We start from the raw sequence: 18589 nt of genomic DNA, 5'->3' as shown, positions 1-18589 counted from the left end.
GCCTCCTCTGTGCGAGGGTAACCGCCGCGCTCAGCCGGGCAATACCGGTGCCGCGCCGCCGATCATCAGCCCGGCCACCTCCGACCAGCCCTGCTGATTCTCGGCGGCCGCCGCCGAATACATCAGCACCCCTTGCGGACCGGCGACGTACACCGTGGACGGGTTCGCCGCGATCGCGAACAACGGAATCTGCAGGCCACGCGACGGCGCGTCGGAATTGACCCCGTCGAGGTTCACATAGGAGACCGGATGCGTGGCGTCGTTGCGGGTCACCACCACGTCGTCACCGGTGCGCCAGTACAACGACACCACCGAGGTGCCCAGCCCGAAGCCCAGCCGCCGCGGGTAGGTCAGCGCGAACTGCCCGGCCTGCGTCTGTTCGACGCCGGCCAGGATCACCTGTCCCCCAATCACCATCGCCGCCCGCGTCCCGTCCCGGGACAGCTGCAGGTCGGTGATCGGGCCGGGGAAACGACTCGAGACGGCGGTCGAATCCACCGGGATGCGCGCCGGCTGACCCGATGCCGGCTCCGGGATCGCCCGCAGCACGTTGTTGGCGTCGACCACCACCCAGACCGCGTCGTCCAGCGACCAACTCGGCCGCGACAAGTTGTGCCCGTCGGCGGACTGTACCGCCTCGCCGCCCACATCCCCGATCCACAACGACGCCGCCATGTCCGGGGCGCCGCGACGCAACGTCACCACTGAGGCCACCTGCCGGCCGTTGCGGGACAGCGCGGCCCCGGTCTGGTCCCCCATCCGCCCGAACGCACCGGGCACCGTGGTGATCTGCTGACCGTCCAGCCCCACCAGCGACCCGTTGACCAAGGCGTGCAGGCCCGCGCCGGCACCGTCGGCCACCCCGGGGTCGGTGGCCGCGACATCGGAGGTGGTCCAGCCCTCGGCGAAGCGGTCTTCGAGCGGGGCGCCGTCGGCGTTGATCACATACGGTCCGCGGATATCGGCGCGCGCCAGCGTCCAAATGATCTGCGCGGCAAGCAATTGCCGGCTGTGCGGGTCGGTAGTGGCCAGCTTTTCCAGGTCGACGCGGGCGCCGCCGTACCCCTTGCCGACGCCGCTCTTGCCGCCGTCGGCGCGGGTCACCGGGCCGCGCAGCCGCAGCGGCGGGGCCAGCAGGTTGCGCACCGTGTGCGCCATCTCCGGGCGGGGCCCGGCCAACAACTTGGACACCAACTCGGTGGCCAGCTGGTCGTGGTCGGACACCGCGACGTAGCGCGGATCGGGCGCCACGGTCTTGCCGGTCGGGTCGGCGAAATAGAGCGTGTTGCGTTTGTAGGTGGCCTGGAACTGCTGCCAGTCCAGAAAGACCCCGTTGGGCAGTTTGTCGATGCGCCAGCCGCCGGAGGTCTTGACCAACTCGATCGGGCCCGGATCGGGCAATTGCCCCTCCGCCGTCTCGAAGACGCCCACGTCGGACAGCGAACCCAGGATGTCGGCCCGCATAGTGGCCGAAACACGCTCGGAGCCACGGGTTTCCACGAACACCACATGGTCGATGAGCAGGGCGCTACCGGCGTCGTCCCAGCCGTTGGAGGCCGACTGGGTGAGGAACTGCCGCGCCGCCAGATGCCGGTTGGCCGGGTCGGCGGTGGCCTTGAGGAATTCCCGCAGCAGCACGTCGGGATCCATGCCGGGGGTCGGCTTGGGCAGGTTCGACGGCGCCGGCCGGTCCACGGTGCCGATCGCCTGTGGGGCCGACGAGCTCGGCACGCTCGCGCAGCCGGCCAGCAGGCCGGCCGCCAGCAGCAGAACAAAAAGCTTGCGCAGCAACATCATCCGCTCCGGTCGGCGTGCTCGCGGTGCCGGGTGAGGGGCTGCGGGCCGGTCGGGGTCAACGGCTGCGGACCGGACTGGGCGGCGGACGGCGGGATGGGTTTCATCGGCAGCGGACTGGTGGTCACCTTGTGCCCGCGCACCAGCGGAAGGGTCAGCCGGAAGCACGCGCCCTCGCCCGGTTCGCCCCAGGCCTCCAGCCGGCCCTGGTGCAGCCGCGCGTCCTCGATGCTGATCGCCAGCCCCAGGCCGGTACCGCCGGAACGCCGCACCCGCGACGGGTCCGACCGCCAGAACCGGCTGAACACCAGCTTCTCCTCACCCGGCCGCAACCCGACACCGTAGTCGCGCACGGTGACCGCGACCGTGTCCTCGTCGGCGGCCATCCGGATCCGCACCGGCTTGTGCTCGGCGTGGTCGATCGCGTTGGCGATCAGGTTGCGCAGGATGCGCTCCACCCGGCGCGCATCGACCTCGGCGATCACCTCCTCGGTCGGCATATCCACCAGCAACTCGATGCCGGCCTCCTCGGCGAGGTGACCGACATTGCCCAGCGCGCTGTTGACGGTGGTGCGCAGATCGACCGCCTCCACCGACAGTTCGGCCACCCCGGCGTCGTGGCGGGAGATCTCCAGCAGGTCGTTGAGCAGGCTCTCGAACCGGTCCAGCTCGTTGACCATCAACTCGGTGGAGCGGCGCAGCGCCGGGTCCAGGTCGGCGCTGTGGTCGTAGATCAGGTCCGCGGCCATCCGCACCGTGGTCAGCGGCGTGCGCAACTCGTGGCTGACGTCGGAGGTGAAGCGGCGCTGCAGGTTACCGAACTCCTCGAGCTGGGTGATCTGCCGCGACAAGCTCTCGGCCATGTCGTTGAACGACACCGCCAGCCGCGCCATGTCGTCCTCACCGCGCACCGGCATCCGCTCGGACAGGTGGCCTTCGGCGAACCGCTCGGCGATCCGCGACGCCGACCGCACCGGGTTCACCACCTGCCGCGAGACCAGCAGCGCGATCCCGGCCAGCAGCAACAGCAGCACCAGCCCGCCGGTGGCCATCGTGCTGCGCACCAGGGTGATGGTGGCCTGCTCGTTGGCCAGCGGGAAGATCAGGTACAGCTCCAGGTTGGCCACCCGCGACGACGTCGGCGAGCCGACGATCAGTGCCGGCCCGGAGAAGCCCTCGGTGTGCACGGTGGCGTACTGGTAAGCCGCCTGCCCCGCCTTGACGAACCCGCGCAGCGCACTGGGCACCTGGTCCACCGGCCCGGCGGTGGAGGCCGCCCGCGGTCCGTCGCCGGGCACCATCAGTACCGCGTCGAACGCACCGGCCAGGCCGGCACCGGAGGCGGGATCGGTCTTCGACGTCAGCGTGTTGCGGGCCAACTGCAGGCTGCTGTCCAGCGAGCGGGTCTCCTCGCCGTTGACTATCCCGCTGACGGTGTTGCGGGCCCGCTCGATCTGGTCGATTGCGGCCTTGACCTTGATGTCGAGCACCCGGTTGGTGACCTGACTGGTCAGCACGAAACCCAACGCCAGGATCACCGCCAGTGACAGCCCCAGGGTCAGCGCGACCACCCGCAACTGCAGCGACCTGCGCCAAATGACCGCGACCGCACGGCTCAGCGCGCTCAACCCGCGCGGCAAAGGGCCGGATCGACCCCAGCGGCCTCGACTACGTCGTGGAGAGCGCCATATCAATGCCGCCACTCCTCAGCATCGGATCACGGAGGTCCGGCCTTGTAACCCACTCCTCGAACGGTGAGAACCACGGTCGGGTTCTCCGGGTCTTTCTCGACCTTGGCGCGCAGGCGCTGGACGTGCACGTTCACCAGGCGGGTGTCCGCCGGGTGCCGGTATCCCCACACCTGTTCGAGCAGCACATCACGAGTAAACACCTGGCGGGGTTTGCGCGCCAACGCGACCAGCAGGTCGAACTCGAGCGGCGTCAGCGAGATCTGCTCGCCGTTGCGGGTGACCTTGTGCGCCGGCACGTCGATGTCGACGTCGGCGATGGACAGCATCTCGGCGGGCTCGTCGTCGTTGCGGCGCAGCCGCGCCCGCACCCGCGCCACCAGCTCCTTGGGCTTGAACGGCTTCATGATGTAGTCGTCGGCACCCGACTCCAGGCCCAGCACCACGTCGACGGTGTCGGTCTTGGCGGTCAGCATGACGATCGGGACACCCGAATCGGCGCGCAACACCCGGCAGACGTCGATGCCGTTCATGCCGGGCAGCATCAAGTCCAGCAGCACCAGGTCGGGCCGCAGCTCGCGGACCGCGGTCAGGGCCTGGGTACCGTCGCCGATGACGGCGGTGTCGAAACCCTCCCCACGCAACACGATGGTGAGCATCTCGGCGAGCGAAGCGTCGTCGTCGACAACCAGAATCCTTTGCCTCATGGCCTCCATGGTGTCACCAGTTCCGGACAAACCCCGGACACCACGCGCGTGTTTCTTGATTGATCACCGCAAAACGCACCGAAATTGTGCTATTCAGCCCTCAGCGTGACGGCCAGCGCGCCCGGATCGACGTCCGCGCCGACCACGAGCCACCGTCCGCACCACTGCCCGGCGGCCAGCTCTTCGTACACCGCGCCGGTGCGGCGCTGCAGTCCGTCGTCGCGTTCGTAGCTGTCCCGCGCCCGGCCCGGATCGCTGTCCGCCCGGCTGCGGGCCCGCTGCCCGGCGAGTTCGGACGGCACCGCGAGCAGGATCTGCCAGTCCGGGACGGGCAGCCCCAGCCGCTCGTATTCCAGGCGGCGCACCCAACTCACCGCCGCGCCCGACGCGTCCTGACGCAGCCGCGCCGCGCTGTAGGCGGCGTTGGAGGCAACATAACGATCCAGGATCAGCACGTCGTGCTGGTGGCGCAGCCGCTCGAGATCCGGCGCCGCCCCGGCCCGGTCCAGCGCGAACAGCGTCGCCATCGCATACACCGAGTCGGCGAGGTCGCCATGTTGGCCGTGCAACGCCTCGGCGGCCAGGTCCGCGGTGATCGACTGCCCGTAGCGCGGAAAAGCCAGCGTGGCCACCGACCTGCCGTCCGCCTCGATCGAGGCCTTCAGCCCGTCGGTCAACGTCCGCTTGCCGGAGCCGTCGACACCCTCGATCGCGATCAGCATGGCCGGCGTCCGGCGAACCCGGCGACCCCGGCGAACCCGGCGACCCCGGCGTACCCGGCGTACCCGGCAGCCGTCACGCTGGCGTGACGCTCGGCGCTGCGTGCCACGCTGGCGTGACGCTCGGCGGGAAGGCGGGGTCCGGCGGGACTCAGTAGCGGTAGTGGTCCGGCTTGTACGGGCCCTCGACGTCGACGCCCAGGTACTCGGCCTGCTCCTTGGTCAGCTTGGTCAGCTTGCCACCCAGCGCCTCGACGTGGATGCGGGCCACCTTCTCGTCGAGGTGCTTGGGCAGCCGGTACACCTCGTTGTCGTACTCGTCGTTCTTGGTCCACAGCTCGATCTGCGCGATCGTCTGGTTGGCGAAGCTGTTGCTCATCACGAACGACGGGTGCCCGGTGGCATTGCCCAGGTTCAGCAGCCGGCCCTCGGACAGCACGATGATCGAGCGGCCGGTGTCACCGAAGGTCCACAGGTCGACCTGCGGCTTGATGTTCAGCTTGGTCGCACCGGAGCGCTCCAGCGCCGCCATGTCGATCTCATTGTCGAAGTGGCCGATGTTGCCCAGGATGGCGTGATCCTTCATCGCCTTCATGTGCTCGAGGGAGATGATGTCCTTGTTGCCGGTGGAGGTGATCACGATGTCGGCGTTGGCGATCGCGTCCTCGACGGTCACCACGTCGTAGCCCTCCATCAGCGCCTGCAAGGCATTGATGGGGTCGATCTCGGTCACCGAGACGCGCGCACCCTGGCCCTTGGCGGCCTCCGCACAGCCCTTGCCGACGTCGCCGAAGCCACAGATCAGCACGTTCTTGCCGCCGATCAGCGCGTCGGTGCCGCGGTTGATGCCGTCGAGCAGCGAGTGCCGGGTGCCGTACTTGTTGTCGAACTTGGACTTGGTGACCGAGTCGTTGACGTTGATCGCCGGGAAGGCCAGGTCGCCGGCGGCGGCGAACTGATACAGCCGCAGCACACCTGTGGTGGTCTCCTCGGTGACACCCTTGACCGACTCGGCGATCCTGGTCCACTTGGTCTTATCGGTCTCGAAGCGGTTGCGCAGCACGCTGAGGAAGACCTTCCACTCCGCGGAGTCGTCCTCCTCGGCGGGGGGCACCACCCCGGCCTTCTCGTACTGCATGCCGCGCAACACCATCATGGTGGCGTCGCCGCCGTCGTCCAGGATCATGTTCGCCGGCTCACCCTCCCAGGTGAGCATCTGCTCGGCGCACCACCAGTATTCCTCGAGCGTCTCGCCCTTCCAGGCGAACACCGGCACACCCTTGGGCTCCTCGGGGGTGCCGTGCTTGCCGACGACGACCGCCGCCGCCGCGTGGTCCTGAGTGGAGAAGATGTTGCACGACGCCCATCGGACCTCGGCACCGAGGCTGGTCAGGGTTTCGATCAGCACCGCGGTCTGCACGGTCATGTGCAGCGAACCCGAGATCCGGGCCCCCTTCAGCGGCTGCACCTCGGCGTACTCGCGGCGCAGCGACATCAGACCGGGCATCTCGTACTCGGCCAGGTCGAGTTCCTTGCGCCCGAACTCCGCCAGCGAGAGGTCAGCGACCTTGAAGTCGATGCCGTTGAGCACGTCGGGAGTCAGCGAATTTCCGGGGGCCATGGTCGTAATACATCCTTCTCGGGGTTCTTCGGGTTCTTGAGGCGTCTGTGGTCAAAACGGAGCCGGGCGGCTAGCAGCGCCTCGGATTGCTCCTCAGCCACTGTAGCCGCCCGGTTCGGACGCGCCGGACGCTAGGGGACGTTCACCACCCCGTGCCGCTCCGCGAACGGCGCCATCAGCCGGGCCAGGTCCGCGGCGACGTCGTGGTCGGATTCCGGCGGCATGGGCACGTAGCTCAAGCACAACCGGACGATCGCCCGCGACAGGACGTTGGCGTCGTCGTCGCTGGTCGCCAGCCAGGTCTGGGTGAAGGCCGTCGCCAACCGCGCCGAGGCGCGGTTGATGATGGGCGCGCTGTCGGTGGTGATCAGCTGCAGCAGGTCGGGCTTGGCCACCCCGGACAGCAGCGACTGCACCAGCGGGTCGGCGGCCGACTCGGCGAAGAAGGCCCGAAAACCCTGCAGGAACGACTCGTAGATGTTGCCGATGTTGGCGTCCAGCGCCGTCCTGACGGTGTCGACCAGCCGGTCGGCCAGGCGCAGCGCGTAGCCCTGAGCCAGGCCCTGGCGGGAGCCGAACTCGTTGTAGATGGTCTGCCGGCTGATGCCGGCGGCCCTGGCCACGTCCGAGAGCGTGATCGCCGACCAGTCGCGAGTCAGCAGCAGGTCCCGCATCGCGTCGAGAACCGAATCACGTAGCAGGGCCCGGGACGCCTCCGCGTAAGGAATTCGCTTCACAGGCGCGACAGTAGCCGTTTTCGGCACGAAGTTGGTGCCGATCATGACCGGGCCACCTCCACCATCACGAAGTCCGCCTTGGCCGCACCGCAGTCCGGGCAGCTCCAGTCCTCCGGGATGTCCGCCCAGCGGGTGCCGGGCGCGATGCCGTCCTCCGGCCAGCCCAGCTCCTCGTCGTACTCGAACCCGCACTGGACGCACTGGTAGAGCTTGTAGTCATTCATCGGAGTTCTAACCTTCTGGACGAGTTCGAAATCGGGCTTCTCGCGGACGGCGCAGTCCGGACAACACCAGTCTTCGGGGATCTGGTCCCAGCCGGTTCCGGCCGGAAATCCTTCTCGGGCATCGCCTTTGGCCTCGTCGTAGACGTACTCGCAGACGGGGCACCGGTACGCGGCCGTCATGCTCGGGCCGTTTCGGTGGCGCCGTACTTCGCGTACAGCTTCCGGCGCAACCTCGGCTGCACGTTGACCTTGGTGATGTCGCCGTCGTAGTGCGCGAGCACCCGGTGGTCCATCACCTTGCGCCACAGCGGCGGGAAGTAGGTCAGCGAGATCATCGAGGCGTAACCGCTGGGCAGGTTCGGCGAACCCGCCATGCTGCGCAGCGTCTGGTAGCGCCGGGTGGGATTGGCGTGGTGATCGCTGTGCCGCTGCAGGTGGTACAGGAACAGGTTGGTCACGATGTGGTCGGAGTTCCAGCTGTGCACCGGGGCGCAGCGTTCGTAGCGGCCGTTAGCGTTGCGCTGCCGCAGCAGGCCGTAGTGCTCGAGGTAGTTGACGGCTTCGAGCAGGCTGAAGCCGAAGACGGCCTGGATGGCCAGGAACGGGACCACGCCGACACCGAAGGCCGCGATCAGCGCGCCGAACAGCACCACCGTCATCATCCAGGCGTTGAGCACGTCGTTGCCCAGGTAGGTGCGCGGGTCCCAGGGGCTCTTGCCGAGCCGGCGGATCCGCTGCGCCTCGAGGTGAACCGACGAGCGGGCGCTGCCGATGACACTGCGCGGCAGGAATTCCCAGAAGGTCTCGCCGAACCGGGACGACGCCGGGTCCTCCGGAGTGGAGACGCGGACGTGGTGGCCCCGGTTGTGCTCGATGTAGAAGTGGCCGTAGGCCGTCTGCGCCAGCGTGATCTTGGACAGCCAGCGCTCTAGCGAGTCCTTCTTGTGCCCCATCTCGTGCGCGGTGTTGATGCCGACGCCACCGAGCACGCCGACCGAAAGGGCCACGCCGATCTTGCCGAACCAGCCCAATCCACCCTCGAAGCCCAGCCAGCTGAGGTTGGAGGCGGTGAACAGGTAGGCGCCCAGCACCACGCTGGCGTACTGGAACGGAATGTAGATGTAGGTGCAGTAGCGGTAGTACTTGTCGTTCTCCAGCCGCTCCATCACCTCGTCGGGCGGGTTCTGGCCGTCCGGGCCGAAGAACCGGTCCAGCGCCGGCAACAGGATGTAGAGCAGGATCGGGCCGATCCACAGCGGCACCTGGGCCGTGGTCTGCCAGCCGAGCCGGTTGAACGCCCAGACCAGCGGCAGCATCACGAACAGCGCGGTGGGGGCGATCAGGCCCATCAGCCACAGGTAACGCTTCTTGTCGCGCCATTCGATCGTGGTCTCGATGGTTTCCGTCGTATCCGTCGTCATATGCCAAACCTCCTTGTGAGTCACACCACCTTGAGATTGGACAATACGATAGGTTGCGTCTCCTGTCTAGACACATAGCCACGTTTTGTAAACCAGATATTCAAATCTGTGAGTTGTGTCTACTCGACCTGCGCCACCGGCCGCCGTCCCTGCACCGAATGCCGGCGCCCGTAGCCGAAATATATGGCCGCGCCGAGCACCAACCAGACGCCGAACCGGACCCAGGTCAGCGCGGTGAGGTTGAGCATCAGCCACAGGCAGGCGCACACCGAGGCGATCGGCAGCAGCGGCACCCACGGCGCCTTGAACCCGCGCTCCAGGTCGGGACGGGTCCGGCGCAGCACGATGACACCGGCCGACACCAGCACGAAGGCGAACAACGTACCGACGTTGACCATCTCCTCGAGCTTGTCGATCGGGAACGCCGACGCCGTCGCGGCTATCACGACCGCCACCAGCACGGTGATGCGTACCGGAGTGCCCCGGGCGCCGGTCTTGGCCAGGCCCCGCGGCAGCAACCCGTCGCGGGCCATCGCAAACAGGACGCGGCACTGGCCCAGCATCAGCACCATCACCACGGTGGTCAGACCGGCCAGCGCGCCGACCGAGATGATGCCGCTGGCCCAGTGGATGCCGTTGGCCCGAAAAGCAGTGGCCAGGTTCGCCGAGTTGCGGCCCACCGTCTTCAGCTGGGTATATGACACCATCCCGGACAGCACCACCGAGACCGCCACGTAGAGGACGGTGACCACCCCCAACGACGCCAGGATGCCGCGCGGCACGTCGCGCTGCGGATGCTTGGTCTCCTCGGCCATGGTCGCCACAATGTCGAACCCGATGAACGCGAAAAACACGATCGACGCCCCCGCCAGCACCCCGTACCAGCCGTAATGGCTGCTGCCGGCGCCGGTGAGCATCGACAACACCGACTGGTCCAGGCCGTTACCGCCGTGCTCGGCCTCGGGTGCGGGAATGAACGGCCGGTAATTCTCGGCCTTGACATAGAAAGCGCCGACCACGACCACCAGCAGCACCACCGCCACCTTGATGGTGGTGACCACCGCGGAGAACCGCGACGACAGCTTGGTGCCCAGCGCCAACAGGATCGCCACCAGCGCCACGATCACCAGCGCGCCCCAGTCGAAACGCACCGAGCCGAACTCGGCGGTCCCGCCGGAGAACCCGAATACCGTGCCCAGGTAGCTGGACCAGCCTTTGGCGACCACGGCCGCACCGATCGCGAGTTCCAGCACCAGGTTCCACCCGATCACCCACGCCAGGAACTCGCCGAAGGTCGCGTAGGAGAAGGTGTAGGCACTGCCCGCCACCGGCAGCGTCGAAGCGAACTCGGCGTAGCACAGCGCCGCCAGCGCGCAGGTGCCCGCCGCGATCAGGAACGAGATCCAGATCGCCGGCCCGGTGATGTCTCCGGCGGTGGACGCGGTGACCGTGAAGATCCCGGCCCCGATCACCACCGACACACCGAACACCACCAGATCCCGCCAGGTGAGGTCCTTGCGGAGGCGGGTGCCGGGCTCGTCGGTGTCGGCGATCGACTGCTCGACCGTCTTCGTGCGCAACGAATCCTTGAGTCGGGCCATCGGCCGCCCCTTTCACCTCACCTTTGTGACGGGACAGTACTGGGTACTCTGCGTCGATGGTGGGGAGCGCAGCGAACAGAAATCACGCCGTGGTGATCGGCGCCAGCATCGCCGGGTTGTGTGCCGCCCGGGTGCTGTCGGACTTCTATACCCAGGTGACCGTCTATGAGCGCGACGAGCTGCCCAGTGAGCCGGCCAACCGTGCCACCGTGCCTCAGGACCGGCATCTGCACATGCTGATGGCGCGCGGCGCCAACGAGTTCGAGAGCCTGTTCCCGGGCCTGTTGGCCGACATGGTCGCCGCCGGGGTGCCGATCCTGGAGAACCGGCCGGACTGCATCCATCTCGGTGCGGCCGGCCACGTCCTGGGCACCGGACACACGCTGCGCGACGAATTCACCGCCTACGTGCCCAGCCGGCCGCACCTGGAATGGCAGATCCGGCGCCGGGTCCAGCAGATCGACAACGTCGCGATCGAGCGACGACCGGTCGCCGAGCCACGGTTCGAGCCCGCGTTGCAGCGGGTGACGGGGGTGCTGCTGGACCCGCAGCCCGGCCAGGATTCGCCGGAGTTCGTCGCCGCCGACCTCGTGGTCGACGCCGCCGGGCGCGGCACCCGGCTACCGGTGTGGCTGACCCAGTGGGGCTACCAGCGCGCCCCGGAAGCCACCGTCGACATCGGCATCAACTACGCGACCCACCAGTTCCGCATGCCCGAAGGCCTGATCGCGGAAAAGGTGGTGGTCGCCGGCGCCTCGCACGACAAATCGCTGGGCCTGGGCATGCTGCACTACGAGAACTACACCTGGGTGCTGACCACCTTCGGGGTGGCGAACACCAAACCCCCGCGCACCTACCCCGAAATGCTCGCGCTGGCCAAAGAGCTGCTGCCGGATCATTTCAACGCCGCGCTGGCGCAGTCCGAACCCGTCGGCGAACCGGCCTACCACGCCTTCCCGGTCAGCCGCTGGCGCCGCTACCACAAGCTGGAACGCTTCCCGGCCGGGATCGTGCCGTTCGGGGACGCGGTGGCCAGCTTCAACCCCACCTTCGGTCAGGGCATGACGATGACGTCGCTGCAGGCCGGTCACCTGCGCCGGGCACTGCAGTCGGTCGACGACGACGGCGAGCTGGCCGGCGAGTTCAGTCGGCTCACCGCCAAGACCACCTTCCCGGTGTGGACGATGAACGCGATCGGCGACGTCACCTTCCACCACGCCGCCGCCTCGCCCGAGCCGAGCTGGTGGCGGGCCGCCGGCGGGCTGTTCGACCAGTTCCTGGGCGCCGCGGAAACCAATCCCGTTCTCGGCGAGTGGTTTCTGCGCCGGTTCTCGCTGCTCGACAGCCTGTACATGGTGCCGTCACCGTCGATCCTCGGTCGCACCATCGCGCACAACATGCGGCTGTGGCTGGGCGAGAAACGCGACGATAGTCAGCGACGCCGATCCGCCGTCACAAGCCGACGGTAGCCCGGAACAGCTTGGCCGGCCGCCGCGCCGACAACCGGATCGGGCCGTCGTCGGCGCCCACCCAGACCGCCGCGCCCCGGTCCAGATGCAGCGACCCGGACTTGCCGTGCACCGTCAACTCGCCCTCGGCGCACAACAGGATCTGCGGGCCGTCATGGCGTGACGGCGCGTCCACCTCGTGGCCCAGCTGATCGCCGTCGAGGATCAGCAGCGCGACCGCGAACTCGTCGGTCGGAGTGTCATAGACCAGCGCCAGCCCGTCGCGGTGCACCGGCGCCCGCAGCTGCGACTCCGCAGTGGGGGTGAAGTCCAGCACCCGCAGCAACTCCGGCACGTCGACGTGCTTGGGGGTCAACCCGCCCCGCAACACGTTGTCGGAGTTGGCCATCACCTCCAGCGCGAACCCGTGCAGGTAGGTGTGTAGGTTGCCGGCCGGCAGAAAGATCGCCTCACCCGGGGCCAAGATGACGCGGTTGAGCAGCAACGCCGCCAGCACCCCGGCGTCGCCGGGATAACGCTCCCCCAGCTCCAGCACCGTCTTGGCCTCCCCGGCGAATTCGGTGGCGCCGGAACTGAGGTACTGGATGGCGCCGTCCAGTACGGCGGGCACCAGCACGTCGAGATCGGGCTGTGGTGCGGTGATCCAGGTGGTGAACAACGCCCGCAGCCCGTCGGCGTCGGACTGCGCGTCCGAGCCGGCGCCCAGCAGGTCGATGAACGGGTCCAGATCGGAAACGGCCAGCGCGCGGAGCAGCTCGGCGGTGCGCGACGCCTGCCGGAACCCGGCCAGCGCTTCAAACGGCTGCAGCGCCACCAGCAGCTCGGGCTTGTGGCTTTTGTCGCGGTAGTTGCGCACCGGCGAGTTCACCGGGATACCCAGCCGCTCCTCACGCCGGTAACCCTCGAGTGCCTGCGCGGCACTGGGATGTGCTTGCAGCGACAGCGGCTCGTCGGCGGCCAGCACCTTCACCAAAAACGGCAGCACGTCACCGAATCGGGCCCGACAGGTCGAGCCCAGCTGACCCTCCGGGTCGTCGGCGAGCACCGACAGCAACGACGTATCGCCGCCGGGCGTTTCCAGCCAGGCCGGGTCGCCGGGGTGCGCGCCGAACCACAGTTCGGCCTCGGGATGCGCGGCAGGCACCGGCCGCCCGGTGAACTCGGCGAGCGCGGTGCGAGATCCCCAGGCGTAGGTGCGCAAGGCTCCGCGTAGCAATTCCACCGTCTATCTATCCCCGTGCCAGTCTCAGGTAAACCGCGGCCATCTCCAGCCGAACCGCCAATACTGCCAGCTGCTGCTCGGCGCGGGCGGACTCGGTGAGCGTGGCGGGCGCATCCGACACATCCTCGGCACCGACCGGGTAGACCTCGTCGAGCCCGGCGATCCGGGCATTGACCACGGTGCGCTCGTCGGCGAGCGTCAGCGCCAGGACCCGCAGCCGCTGCGGTAGCGGCCCGTCGATCTGCTCATCGTGGAAGAGGGTGTCGGCGTGGGTGCGCAATCCGCTGTTCGGGTCGCGCAGCGCCGCCAGCGCGTCCGCTAACCCGGCGGCGGCGACCGCCCGGTGCGCGTTGCGCAGCAACACCGAACTGCCGTGCCGGGCCAGCGCCAGCGTCGCCGCACTGTCTCCGGCCAGCACCACCTGGTGATCGGCCATGCGCGCGGCCAGCGTCTTGGCCGGATTGGTGAACAGTTCGCGGGTGGCGCTGTTGCGCAGCGCCTCCGCGTCGAGTTCGTCGGCCAGCGCCGCCAGGTCGACGCGCAACCGCGAATCCACGATCTGCAGCACCGCCAGCCCCGCCGCCAGGTATCGGCACAACCCGAACCCGTCGGCGGCCCACAGTCGCGGGGCCAGCACCGCGACCCGGCCGGCGGTGGAGTCGCGCAGTGGGCCCTCATACGGCGCCACGACCACCACCCGCGCGCCGCGCCGCACTCCGGTGGCGGCAGCACCGACCAGCGCGGGATCCCCCGGATCGTCGCCGGCCACGACCAGCACGTCGAGCGGGCCGACCCACGGCGGCGCCTCGGTGGCCAACACGATCGGCTCGGCGGCCGCCCCGGCCTGCGTCGCGGCCAGCAGGGCACCGGCCGTCTCGGCGGTGCCGCGCCCGGCCACCCAGATCACCGTGCGCGGCTTGTTGGTCGGGTCGCGCAGCAGGTCCAGGTCGCCCTCGTCCAGCGCCGCGGCCACGGTGCGCACCTGAGCGCCGGCCATCGAGGCGGCCCGCAACAGGCCGCCGCGGTCGGCGGCCAGCAGACCGTCGGAGTCCTCGAGATCGATGGAGCCGACGGCACTCACGGTGCGGCCCCGTCCCGGCCCGCCTGTGCCTCGATTTGCGCACTGACCTCGGCGACCACCGCGTCCACGTCTTCGATGCTGCGCCCCTCGACGTTGAGCCGCAACAACGGCTCGGTGTTAGAGCTGCGCAAGTTGAACCAGGTGCCGTCGCCGAGGTCGACGGTGACGCCGTCGAGGTGATCGATCGAGTGGATCCGGCCGGCGAATGTCTTCAGTACCGCGTCCACGGCGGCCGGCGCGTCGGCCACGGTGAAGTTGATCTCCCCGGAGGATTCGTAACGCTGGTAGTCCGCGGTCAGCTCCGACAGCGGCCGGTGCTGCTCGCCGAGGGCCGCGAGCACGTAGAGCGCGGCCAGCATCCCGGAGTCGGCGCCCCAGAAGTCGCGGAAGTAGTAGTGCGCCGAATGCTCGCCGCCGAAGATGGCCCCGGTTTCGGCCATCAGCGCCTTGATATAGGAGTGCCCGACCCGCGAGCGCAGCGGCGTGCCGCCGCGCTCGGTCACCAGCTCGGGCACCGCCCGCGAGGTGATCACGTTGTGGATCACGGTGGCGCCGATCTCGCGGCTCAGTTCCCGGGCGGCCACCAGGCTGGTGACCGTGGACGGGGAGACCGGCCGGCCGCGTTCGTCGACGACGAAGCAGCGGTCGGCGTCGCCGTCGAATGCCAGCCCGATATCGGCGCCCGTCTCACGCACGTAGTTCTGCAGGTCCACCAGGTTCGCCGGGTCCAGTGGGTTGGCCTCGTGGTTGGGGAACGTGCCGTCGAGCTCAAAGTACAAGGGCAACAACGTGATCGACTCGATTGCGCCGAGCACCGCCGGAGTGGTGTGGCCGGCCATCCCGTTGCCGGCGTCCACCGCCACCCGTAGCGGGCGCAGGCCGGCGGTATTGACCAGGGAGCGCAGAAACGCCCCGTAATCGGCCAGCACGTCCTTGTCGGTGATCGAGCCGGGCGAGCCGCGGTAGGCAGTTGGGATCCCGGCGATCAAATCTTCGCTGATGGTCGTCAAGCCGGTGTCCTTGCCGACCGGTTTGGCGCCGGCGCGGCACAGCTTGATGCCGTTGTAGGACGCCGGGTTGTGGCTGGCGGTGAACATCGCGCCCGGGCAGTCCAGCTGTCCGGAAGCGAAGTACAGCTGATCGGTGGACGCCAGACCGACGCGCACCACGTCCAGACCTTCGCCGACGACGCCGCGGGCGAACGCGGCGGCCAACGCGGGCGAACTGTCGCGCATGTCGTGCCCGATCACCACCTGCCCGGCGCCTTCGGCGCGCATCAGCCGGGCGAACGCGGCGCCGACGTCGGCGACGAACGGTTCGGTGATCTCGTCTCCGACCAGCCCACGCACGTCATATGCCTTGATGACACGGTGGACAGCCGCGGCGGGCCAAGACATGCGGGGTGCTCCTGACGACGTGAACTCTCTTGGCCGTCAGCCTATCGGCCGCCCCCGACCGTCACGGCAGGTACTTAGTCGCAAGGGTCGGGCAATACGCGCAAATGTCCGCGGCGGCGCCCGGACCGGTGTTCGGGCGGCGCGAGCAGCCCACCGCTGGGGGCGGTGGCGTGGGCTCCCGCGGTGTGCAGGTCGGCGCCGCCACCGGTGTGCGGGACGTCGTCGTACCCGTCGTATAGGTCAGCGCCCGGTACTCCGAAGCCGTTCACCACGGCACCGCCCCGAGCGGCGCCGCCCTCCCGGACCGCGTCGGCCAAGGCGACCAGATCGTCTTCGTCGGGGTTGACGGGCTCGGCATTGAGCGGCCCGGCGTGGCGGACGAGTTCCCACCCGCGGGGGGCGGTGATCCGGCCGGCATGACCGACGCACAGGTCCCAGGAATGGGGTTCCCGCGCGGTAGCGAGTGGGCCGACCACCGCTGTGGAGTCCGAGTAGACGAACGTCAGCGTTGCCACTGCATAGTGCGGACACCCGGGCCGGCAGCAGCGACGGGGTACGTTCACGATCGAAAGGCTATCGCGCGCCGCCGCCGCCGCAGCGCCGGACACGCGCAACGCGTCGGGGCACGATGTGCAACCGTTACCATCGGCGCGTGAGCGATTCCCGCGGTTCCGGCCCCAGCGGCCGGAGCGGCCGACCCTGGGTCGGGGCGGCCGGGTCATCCCGGCACCGGTCCCGGCGCCGGGGTCGCGATCCGCGCGGCCCGCTGCTGCCGCCGACGGTCCCCGGGTGGCGCAGCCGCGCCGAGCGGTTCGACATGGCGGTGCTCGAGTCCTACGAACCCATCGAGCGGCGCTGGCGCGACCGGGTGTCCGAGCTCGACGTCGCCGTCGACGAGATCCCGCGCATCGCGGCCAAAGACCCCGACAGCGTGCAGTGGCCACCGGAGGTGATCGCCGACGGCCCGATCGCGCTGGCCCGGCTGATACCGGCCGGAGTGGACGTCCGCGGCAACGCGACGCGGGCACGAATTGTGCTGTTTCGCAAGCCAATTGAGCGACGGGCGAAAGACACCGTCGAACTCGGCGACTTGCTGCACGAGATACTGGTGGCCCAGGTGGCCATCTATCTGGACGTGGAACCCTCGGTCATCGACCCGACGATCGACGACTGACTTGTGTTGGCGGGCTAGATAACTCCGCGCTTGAGGCGCCGGCGTTCGCGTTCCGACAGACCGCCCCAGATACCGAAGCGCTCGTCGTGAGCCAGCGCATACTCGAGGCACTCGTGCCTGACCTCGCAGCCGAGGCAGATCTTCTTGGCCTCGCGGGTGGAGCCGCCCTTCTCCGGGAAGAAGGCCTCCGGGTCGGTCTGCGCGCACAGCGCCTTGTCCTGCCACTGATCGGCGGGCACTTCCTCCAGCGGCTCCGGCTCGAACGCGGCCGGCGCGTCTGGAACCACACTCAGATGAGGGCGGACAGGTGCCGTCGGCATCGGCAAAGACGTCACAGCCGAACCCGGAACGGCGTGCGGTGCGCTTCCCATTACGCCCCGAAGGTACTCATAGGACATGCCTCCGCCTCCTCACTGATTGAGAATGAAATGGTTTCCCACTGTTTTGATGTACAGATACCCAATTCGAACAAGTGATCGAATCTCGGTCTGCGACACCGGAACCGGCCGGCCAACCGGGAAATGACACTGATGTGATTAGACACGGGTCGGCGATCTTGGTCAAGCACTTCGGCGCATTTCCATACCATCTCGTGATCGAATTTCGGCGATTCTGTTGCGGTCGGGCCGCGGCGTGTCGGCCACAGATTCATCACAAGTCCCTTGCGCCACAGCGGTTACCGAAACCACCATGCCACACGCACCCGGGTACTGTCCTGCGGTGTGAAGGTCACCGTTCTGGTCGGCGGCGTCGGGGGCGCCCGATTCCTACTCGGGGTGCAGCATCTGCTCGGACTCGGAGGGTTTGCTCAATCCAGGGACACCGGCCACGAATTGAGTGCCGTGGTCAACGTCGGCGACGATGCCTGGATCCACGGGGTGCGCATCTGCCCGGACCTGGACACCTGCATGTACACCCTGGGCGGCGGCGTCGACCCGGAGCGCGGCTGGGGTCACCGTGACGAAACCTGGCATGCCAAGGAGGAACTCGCGCGCTACGGCGTGCAGCCCGACTGGTTCGGCCTCGGCGACCGCGATCTGGCCACGCACCTGGTGCGCACCCAGATGCTCAACGCCGGCTACCCGCTCACCCAGATCACCGCGGCACTGTGCGACCGCTGGCAACCCGGCGCACGGTTGCTGCCCGCCAGCGACGACCGTTGCGAGACGCACGTGGTGATCACCGACCCGGACTGCGACCCAGCCTCCGCGACGCGGCGGGCGATCCACTTCCAGGAGTGGTGGGTACGGTACCGCGCCCAGGTGCCCACCCACAGCTTCGCTTTCGTCGGGGCCGAAAAAGCAAGCGCCACAACCGAAGCTCTGGCCGCAATCGCCGACGCCGACGTCGTCATGCTGGCGCCGTCCAATCCGGTGGTCAGCGTCGGCGCCATCCTGGCCGTGCCCGGCATCCGGGCCGCGCTGCGAGCGGCCCCGGCCCCCGTCGTCGGCTACTCCCCCATCATCGGCGGAAAGCCGTTGCGCGGCATGGCCGATGCCTGCCTGACGGTGATCGGGGTCCAGTCCACCGCCCAAGCCGTCGGCCAGCACTACGGCGCCCGCAGCGGCACCGGGATCCTGGACTACTGGCTGGTCCACGACGGCGACCACGCCGAGATCGACGGCGTGACGACACGTTCCGTCCCGCTGCTGATGACCGATCCGGCCGCGACGGCCGAGATGGTGCGCGCCGGCCTCGAGATTGCGGGCGTGACCGGGTGAACGGGCACCCGGC

Annotated in this window: 17 protein-coding genes and 1 pseudogene; 3 read left to right on the top strand and 15 right to left on the bottom strand. The window is 68.7% G+C overall.

Going from position 1 to position 18589, the window contains the following annotated elements; translation table 11 throughout:
* Positions 1-30: 30 nt before the first annotated feature.
* The 10 genes and pseudogenes from lpqB to MKCMC460_RS07795 form a co-directional block, all read right to left on the bottom strand.
* Positions 31-1794: an MtrAB system accessory lipoprotein LpqB gene (gene lpqB, locus MKCMC460_RS07840; RefSeq protein ID WP_236981388.1), complete on the bottom strand. Its 1764-nt coding sequence runs from the start codon at positions 1792-1794 to the stop codon at positions 31-33.
* On the bottom strand, positions 1794-3488 hold the full coding sequence (mtrB, locus tag MKCMC460_RS07835) for an MtrAB system histidine kinase MtrB (protein ID WP_238305976.1): 1695 nt from the start codon (positions 3486-3488) through the stop codon (positions 1794-1796). The genes lpqB and mtrB overlap by 1 nt, the downstream gene beginning before the upstream one ends.
* 23 nt (positions 3489-3511) lie before the next feature.
* Positions 3512-4198 carry a two-component system response regulator MtrA gene (gene mtrA / locus MKCMC460_RS07830; protein ID WP_065160645.1) on the bottom strand — a complete coding sequence of 229 codons (687 nt, stop codon included), beginning with the start codon at positions 4196-4198 and terminating at the stop codon, positions 3512-3514.
* An 80-nt stretch (positions 4199-4278) separates the two neighbouring features.
* Positions 4279-4911, bottom strand: coding sequence for a dTMP kinase (locus MKCMC460_RS07825; protein WP_236981387.1), 633 nt, complete (start codon positions 4909-4911; stop codon positions 4279-4281).
* Between the two features lie 148 nt (positions 4912-5059).
* Positions 5060-6529 carry an adenosylhomocysteinase gene (gene ahcY, locus MKCMC460_RS07820; RefSeq protein WP_238305501.1) on the bottom strand — a complete coding sequence of 490 codons (1470 nt, stop codon included), beginning with the start codon at positions 6527-6529 and terminating at the stop codon, positions 5060-5062.
* Positions 6530-6660: 131 nt separating this feature from the next.
* Positions 6661-7311 (bottom strand): TetR/AcrR family transcriptional regulator, encoded by a 651-nt coding sequence (locus MKCMC460_RS07815; RefSeq protein WP_236981386.1) that lies wholly within the window; start codon positions 7309-7311, stop codon positions 6661-6663.
* On the bottom strand, positions 7308-7490 hold the full coding sequence (locus MKCMC460_RS07810) for a rubredoxin (protein WP_236983874.1): 183 nt from the start codon (positions 7488-7490) through the stop codon (positions 7308-7310). The genes MKCMC460_RS07815 and MKCMC460_RS07810 overlap by 4 nt, the downstream gene beginning before the upstream one ends.
* An 18-nt stretch (positions 7491-7508) precedes the next feature.
* A pseudogene (locus MKCMC460_RS07805) lies at positions 7509-7670 on the bottom strand (rubredoxin); the annotation flags it as partial.
* Positions 7667-8911, bottom strand: a complete 1245-nt coding sequence (locus MKCMC460_RS07800) for an alkane 1-monooxygenase (protein ID WP_236981385.1) — start codon at positions 8909-8911, stop codon at positions 7667-7669. The pseudogene MKCMC460_RS07805 and the gene MKCMC460_RS07800, both read right to left, overlap by 4 nt.
* 119 nt (positions 8912-9030) lie before the next feature.
* Positions 9031-10512: an amino acid permease gene (locus tag MKCMC460_RS07795; protein WP_236981384.1), complete on the bottom strand. Its 1482-nt coding sequence runs from the start codon at positions 10510-10512 to the stop codon at positions 9031-9033.
* Positions 10513-10601: 89 nt separating this feature from the next.
* Here MKCMC460_RS07795 and MKCMC460_RS07790 point away from each other — a divergent pair, with 89 nt between their 5' ends.
* On the top strand, positions 10602-11981 hold the full coding sequence (locus tag MKCMC460_RS07790; protein WP_236983873.1) for an NAD(P)/FAD-dependent oxidoreductase: 1380 nt from the start codon (positions 10602-10604) through the stop codon (positions 11979-11981).
* Here MKCMC460_RS07790 and manA read toward each other — a convergent pair.
* The 4 genes from manA to MKCMC460_RS07770 all read right to left on the bottom strand — a co-directional run bounded on the left by manA (position 11965) and on the right by MKCMC460_RS07770 (position 16244).
* Positions 11965-13203, bottom strand: coding sequence for a mannose-6-phosphate isomerase, class I (gene manA / locus MKCMC460_RS07785; protein WP_236981383.1), 1239 nt, complete (start codon positions 13201-13203; stop codon positions 11965-11967). The two genes, MKCMC460_RS07790 and manA, sit on opposite strands and share 17 nt — an antisense overlap.
* Before the next feature lie 7 nt (positions 13204-13210).
* Positions 13211-14284 (bottom strand): TobH protein, encoded by a 1074-nt coding sequence (locus MKCMC460_RS07780; RefSeq protein ID WP_236981382.1) that lies wholly within the window; start codon positions 14282-14284, stop codon positions 13211-13213.
* Positions 14281-15681, bottom strand: coding sequence for a phosphomannomutase/phosphoglucomutase (locus MKCMC460_RS07775; protein ID WP_236981381.1), 1401 nt, complete (start codon positions 15679-15681; stop codon positions 14281-14283). The genes MKCMC460_RS07780 and MKCMC460_RS07775 overlap by 4 nt, the downstream gene beginning before the upstream one ends.
* A gap of 74 nt (positions 15682-15755) precedes the next feature.
* Positions 15756-16244, bottom strand: a complete 489-nt coding sequence (locus MKCMC460_RS07770) for a DUF3499 domain-containing protein (protein ID WP_236981380.1) — start codon at positions 16242-16244, stop codon at positions 15756-15758.
* Positions 16245-16447: 203 nt separating this feature from the next.
* On the opposite strand from MKCMC460_RS07770, the gene MKCMC460_RS07765 reads away from it, so the two are divergent.
* Positions 16448-16855, top strand: a complete 408-nt coding sequence (locus MKCMC460_RS07765) for a metallopeptidase family protein (protein ID WP_236983872.1) — start codon at positions 16448-16450, stop codon at positions 16853-16855.
* Between the two features lie 14 nt (positions 16856-16869).
* Here the strand turns inward: MKCMC460_RS07765 and MKCMC460_RS07760 are convergent, their stop codons facing one another.
* Positions 16870-17226, bottom strand: a complete 357-nt coding sequence (locus MKCMC460_RS07760) for a WhiB family transcriptional regulator (RefSeq protein ID WP_370653150.1) — start codon at positions 17224-17226, stop codon at positions 16870-16872.
* Positions 17227-17577: 351 nt separating this feature from the next.
* On the opposite strand from MKCMC460_RS07760, the gene cofD reads away from it, so the two are divergent.
* Positions 17578-18576 (top strand): 2-phospho-L-lactate transferase, encoded by a 999-nt coding sequence (cofD, locus tag MKCMC460_RS07755; RefSeq protein ID WP_238305499.1) that lies wholly within the window; start codon positions 17578-17580, stop codon positions 18574-18576.
* The last annotated feature ends 13 nt before the right edge of the window (positions 18577-18589 follow it).

The sequence above is a fragment of the Mycobacterium sp. 20KCMC460 genome (assembly GCF_022179425.1).
Taxonomy (GTDB): domain Bacteria; phylum Actinomycetota; class Actinomycetes; order Mycobacteriales; family Mycobacteriaceae; genus Mycobacterium; species Mycobacterium kiyosense.
The sequence above is the reverse complement of the archived record's forward strand: the minus strand, read 5'-3'. Positions and strand labels throughout refer to the sequence as shown.

Bases quoted from the DNA above. Each gene is read 5' to 3' on its own strand.
- MKCMC460_RS07795 (WP_236981384.1), bottom strand. From the start codon at position 10,512: ATGGCCCGACTCAAGGATTCGTTGCGCACGAAGACGGTCGAGCAGTCG.
- MKCMC460_RS07800 (WP_236981385.1), bottom strand. From the start codon at position 8,911: ATGACGACGGATACGACGGAAACCATCGAGACCACGATCGAATGGCGC.
- mtrA (WP_065160645.1), bottom strand. From the start codon at position 4,198: ATGGAGGCCATGAGGCAAAGGATTCTGGTTGTCGACGACGACGCTTCG.
- lpqB (WP_236981388.1), bottom strand. From the start codon at position 1,794: ATGTTGCTGCGCAAGCTTTTTGTTCTGCTGCTGGCGGCCGGCCTGCTG.
- MKCMC460_RS07815 (WP_236981386.1), bottom strand. From the start codon at position 7,311: ATGATCGGCACCAACTTCGTGCCGAAAACGGCTACTGTCGCGCCTGTG.
- MKCMC460_RS07810 (WP_236983874.1), bottom strand. From the start codon at position 7,490: ATGAATGACTACAAGCTCTACCAGTGCGTCCAGTGCGGGTTCGAGTAC.
- MKCMC460_RS07825 (WP_236981387.1), bottom strand. From the start codon at position 4,911: ATGCTGATCGCGATCGAGGGTGTCGACGGCTCCGGCAAGCGGACGTTG.
- MKCMC460_RS07775 (WP_236981381.1), bottom strand. From the start codon at position 15,681: ATGTCTTGGCCCGCCGCGGCTGTCCACCGTGTCATCAAGGCATATGAC.
- ahcY (WP_238305501.1), bottom strand. From the start codon at position 6,529: ATGGCCCCCGGAAATTCGCTGACTCCCGACGTGCTCAACGGCATCGAC.
- MKCMC460_RS07760 (WP_370653150.1), bottom strand. From the start codon at position 17,226: ATGGGAAGCGCACCGCACGCCGTTCCGGGTTCGGCTGTGACGTCTTTG.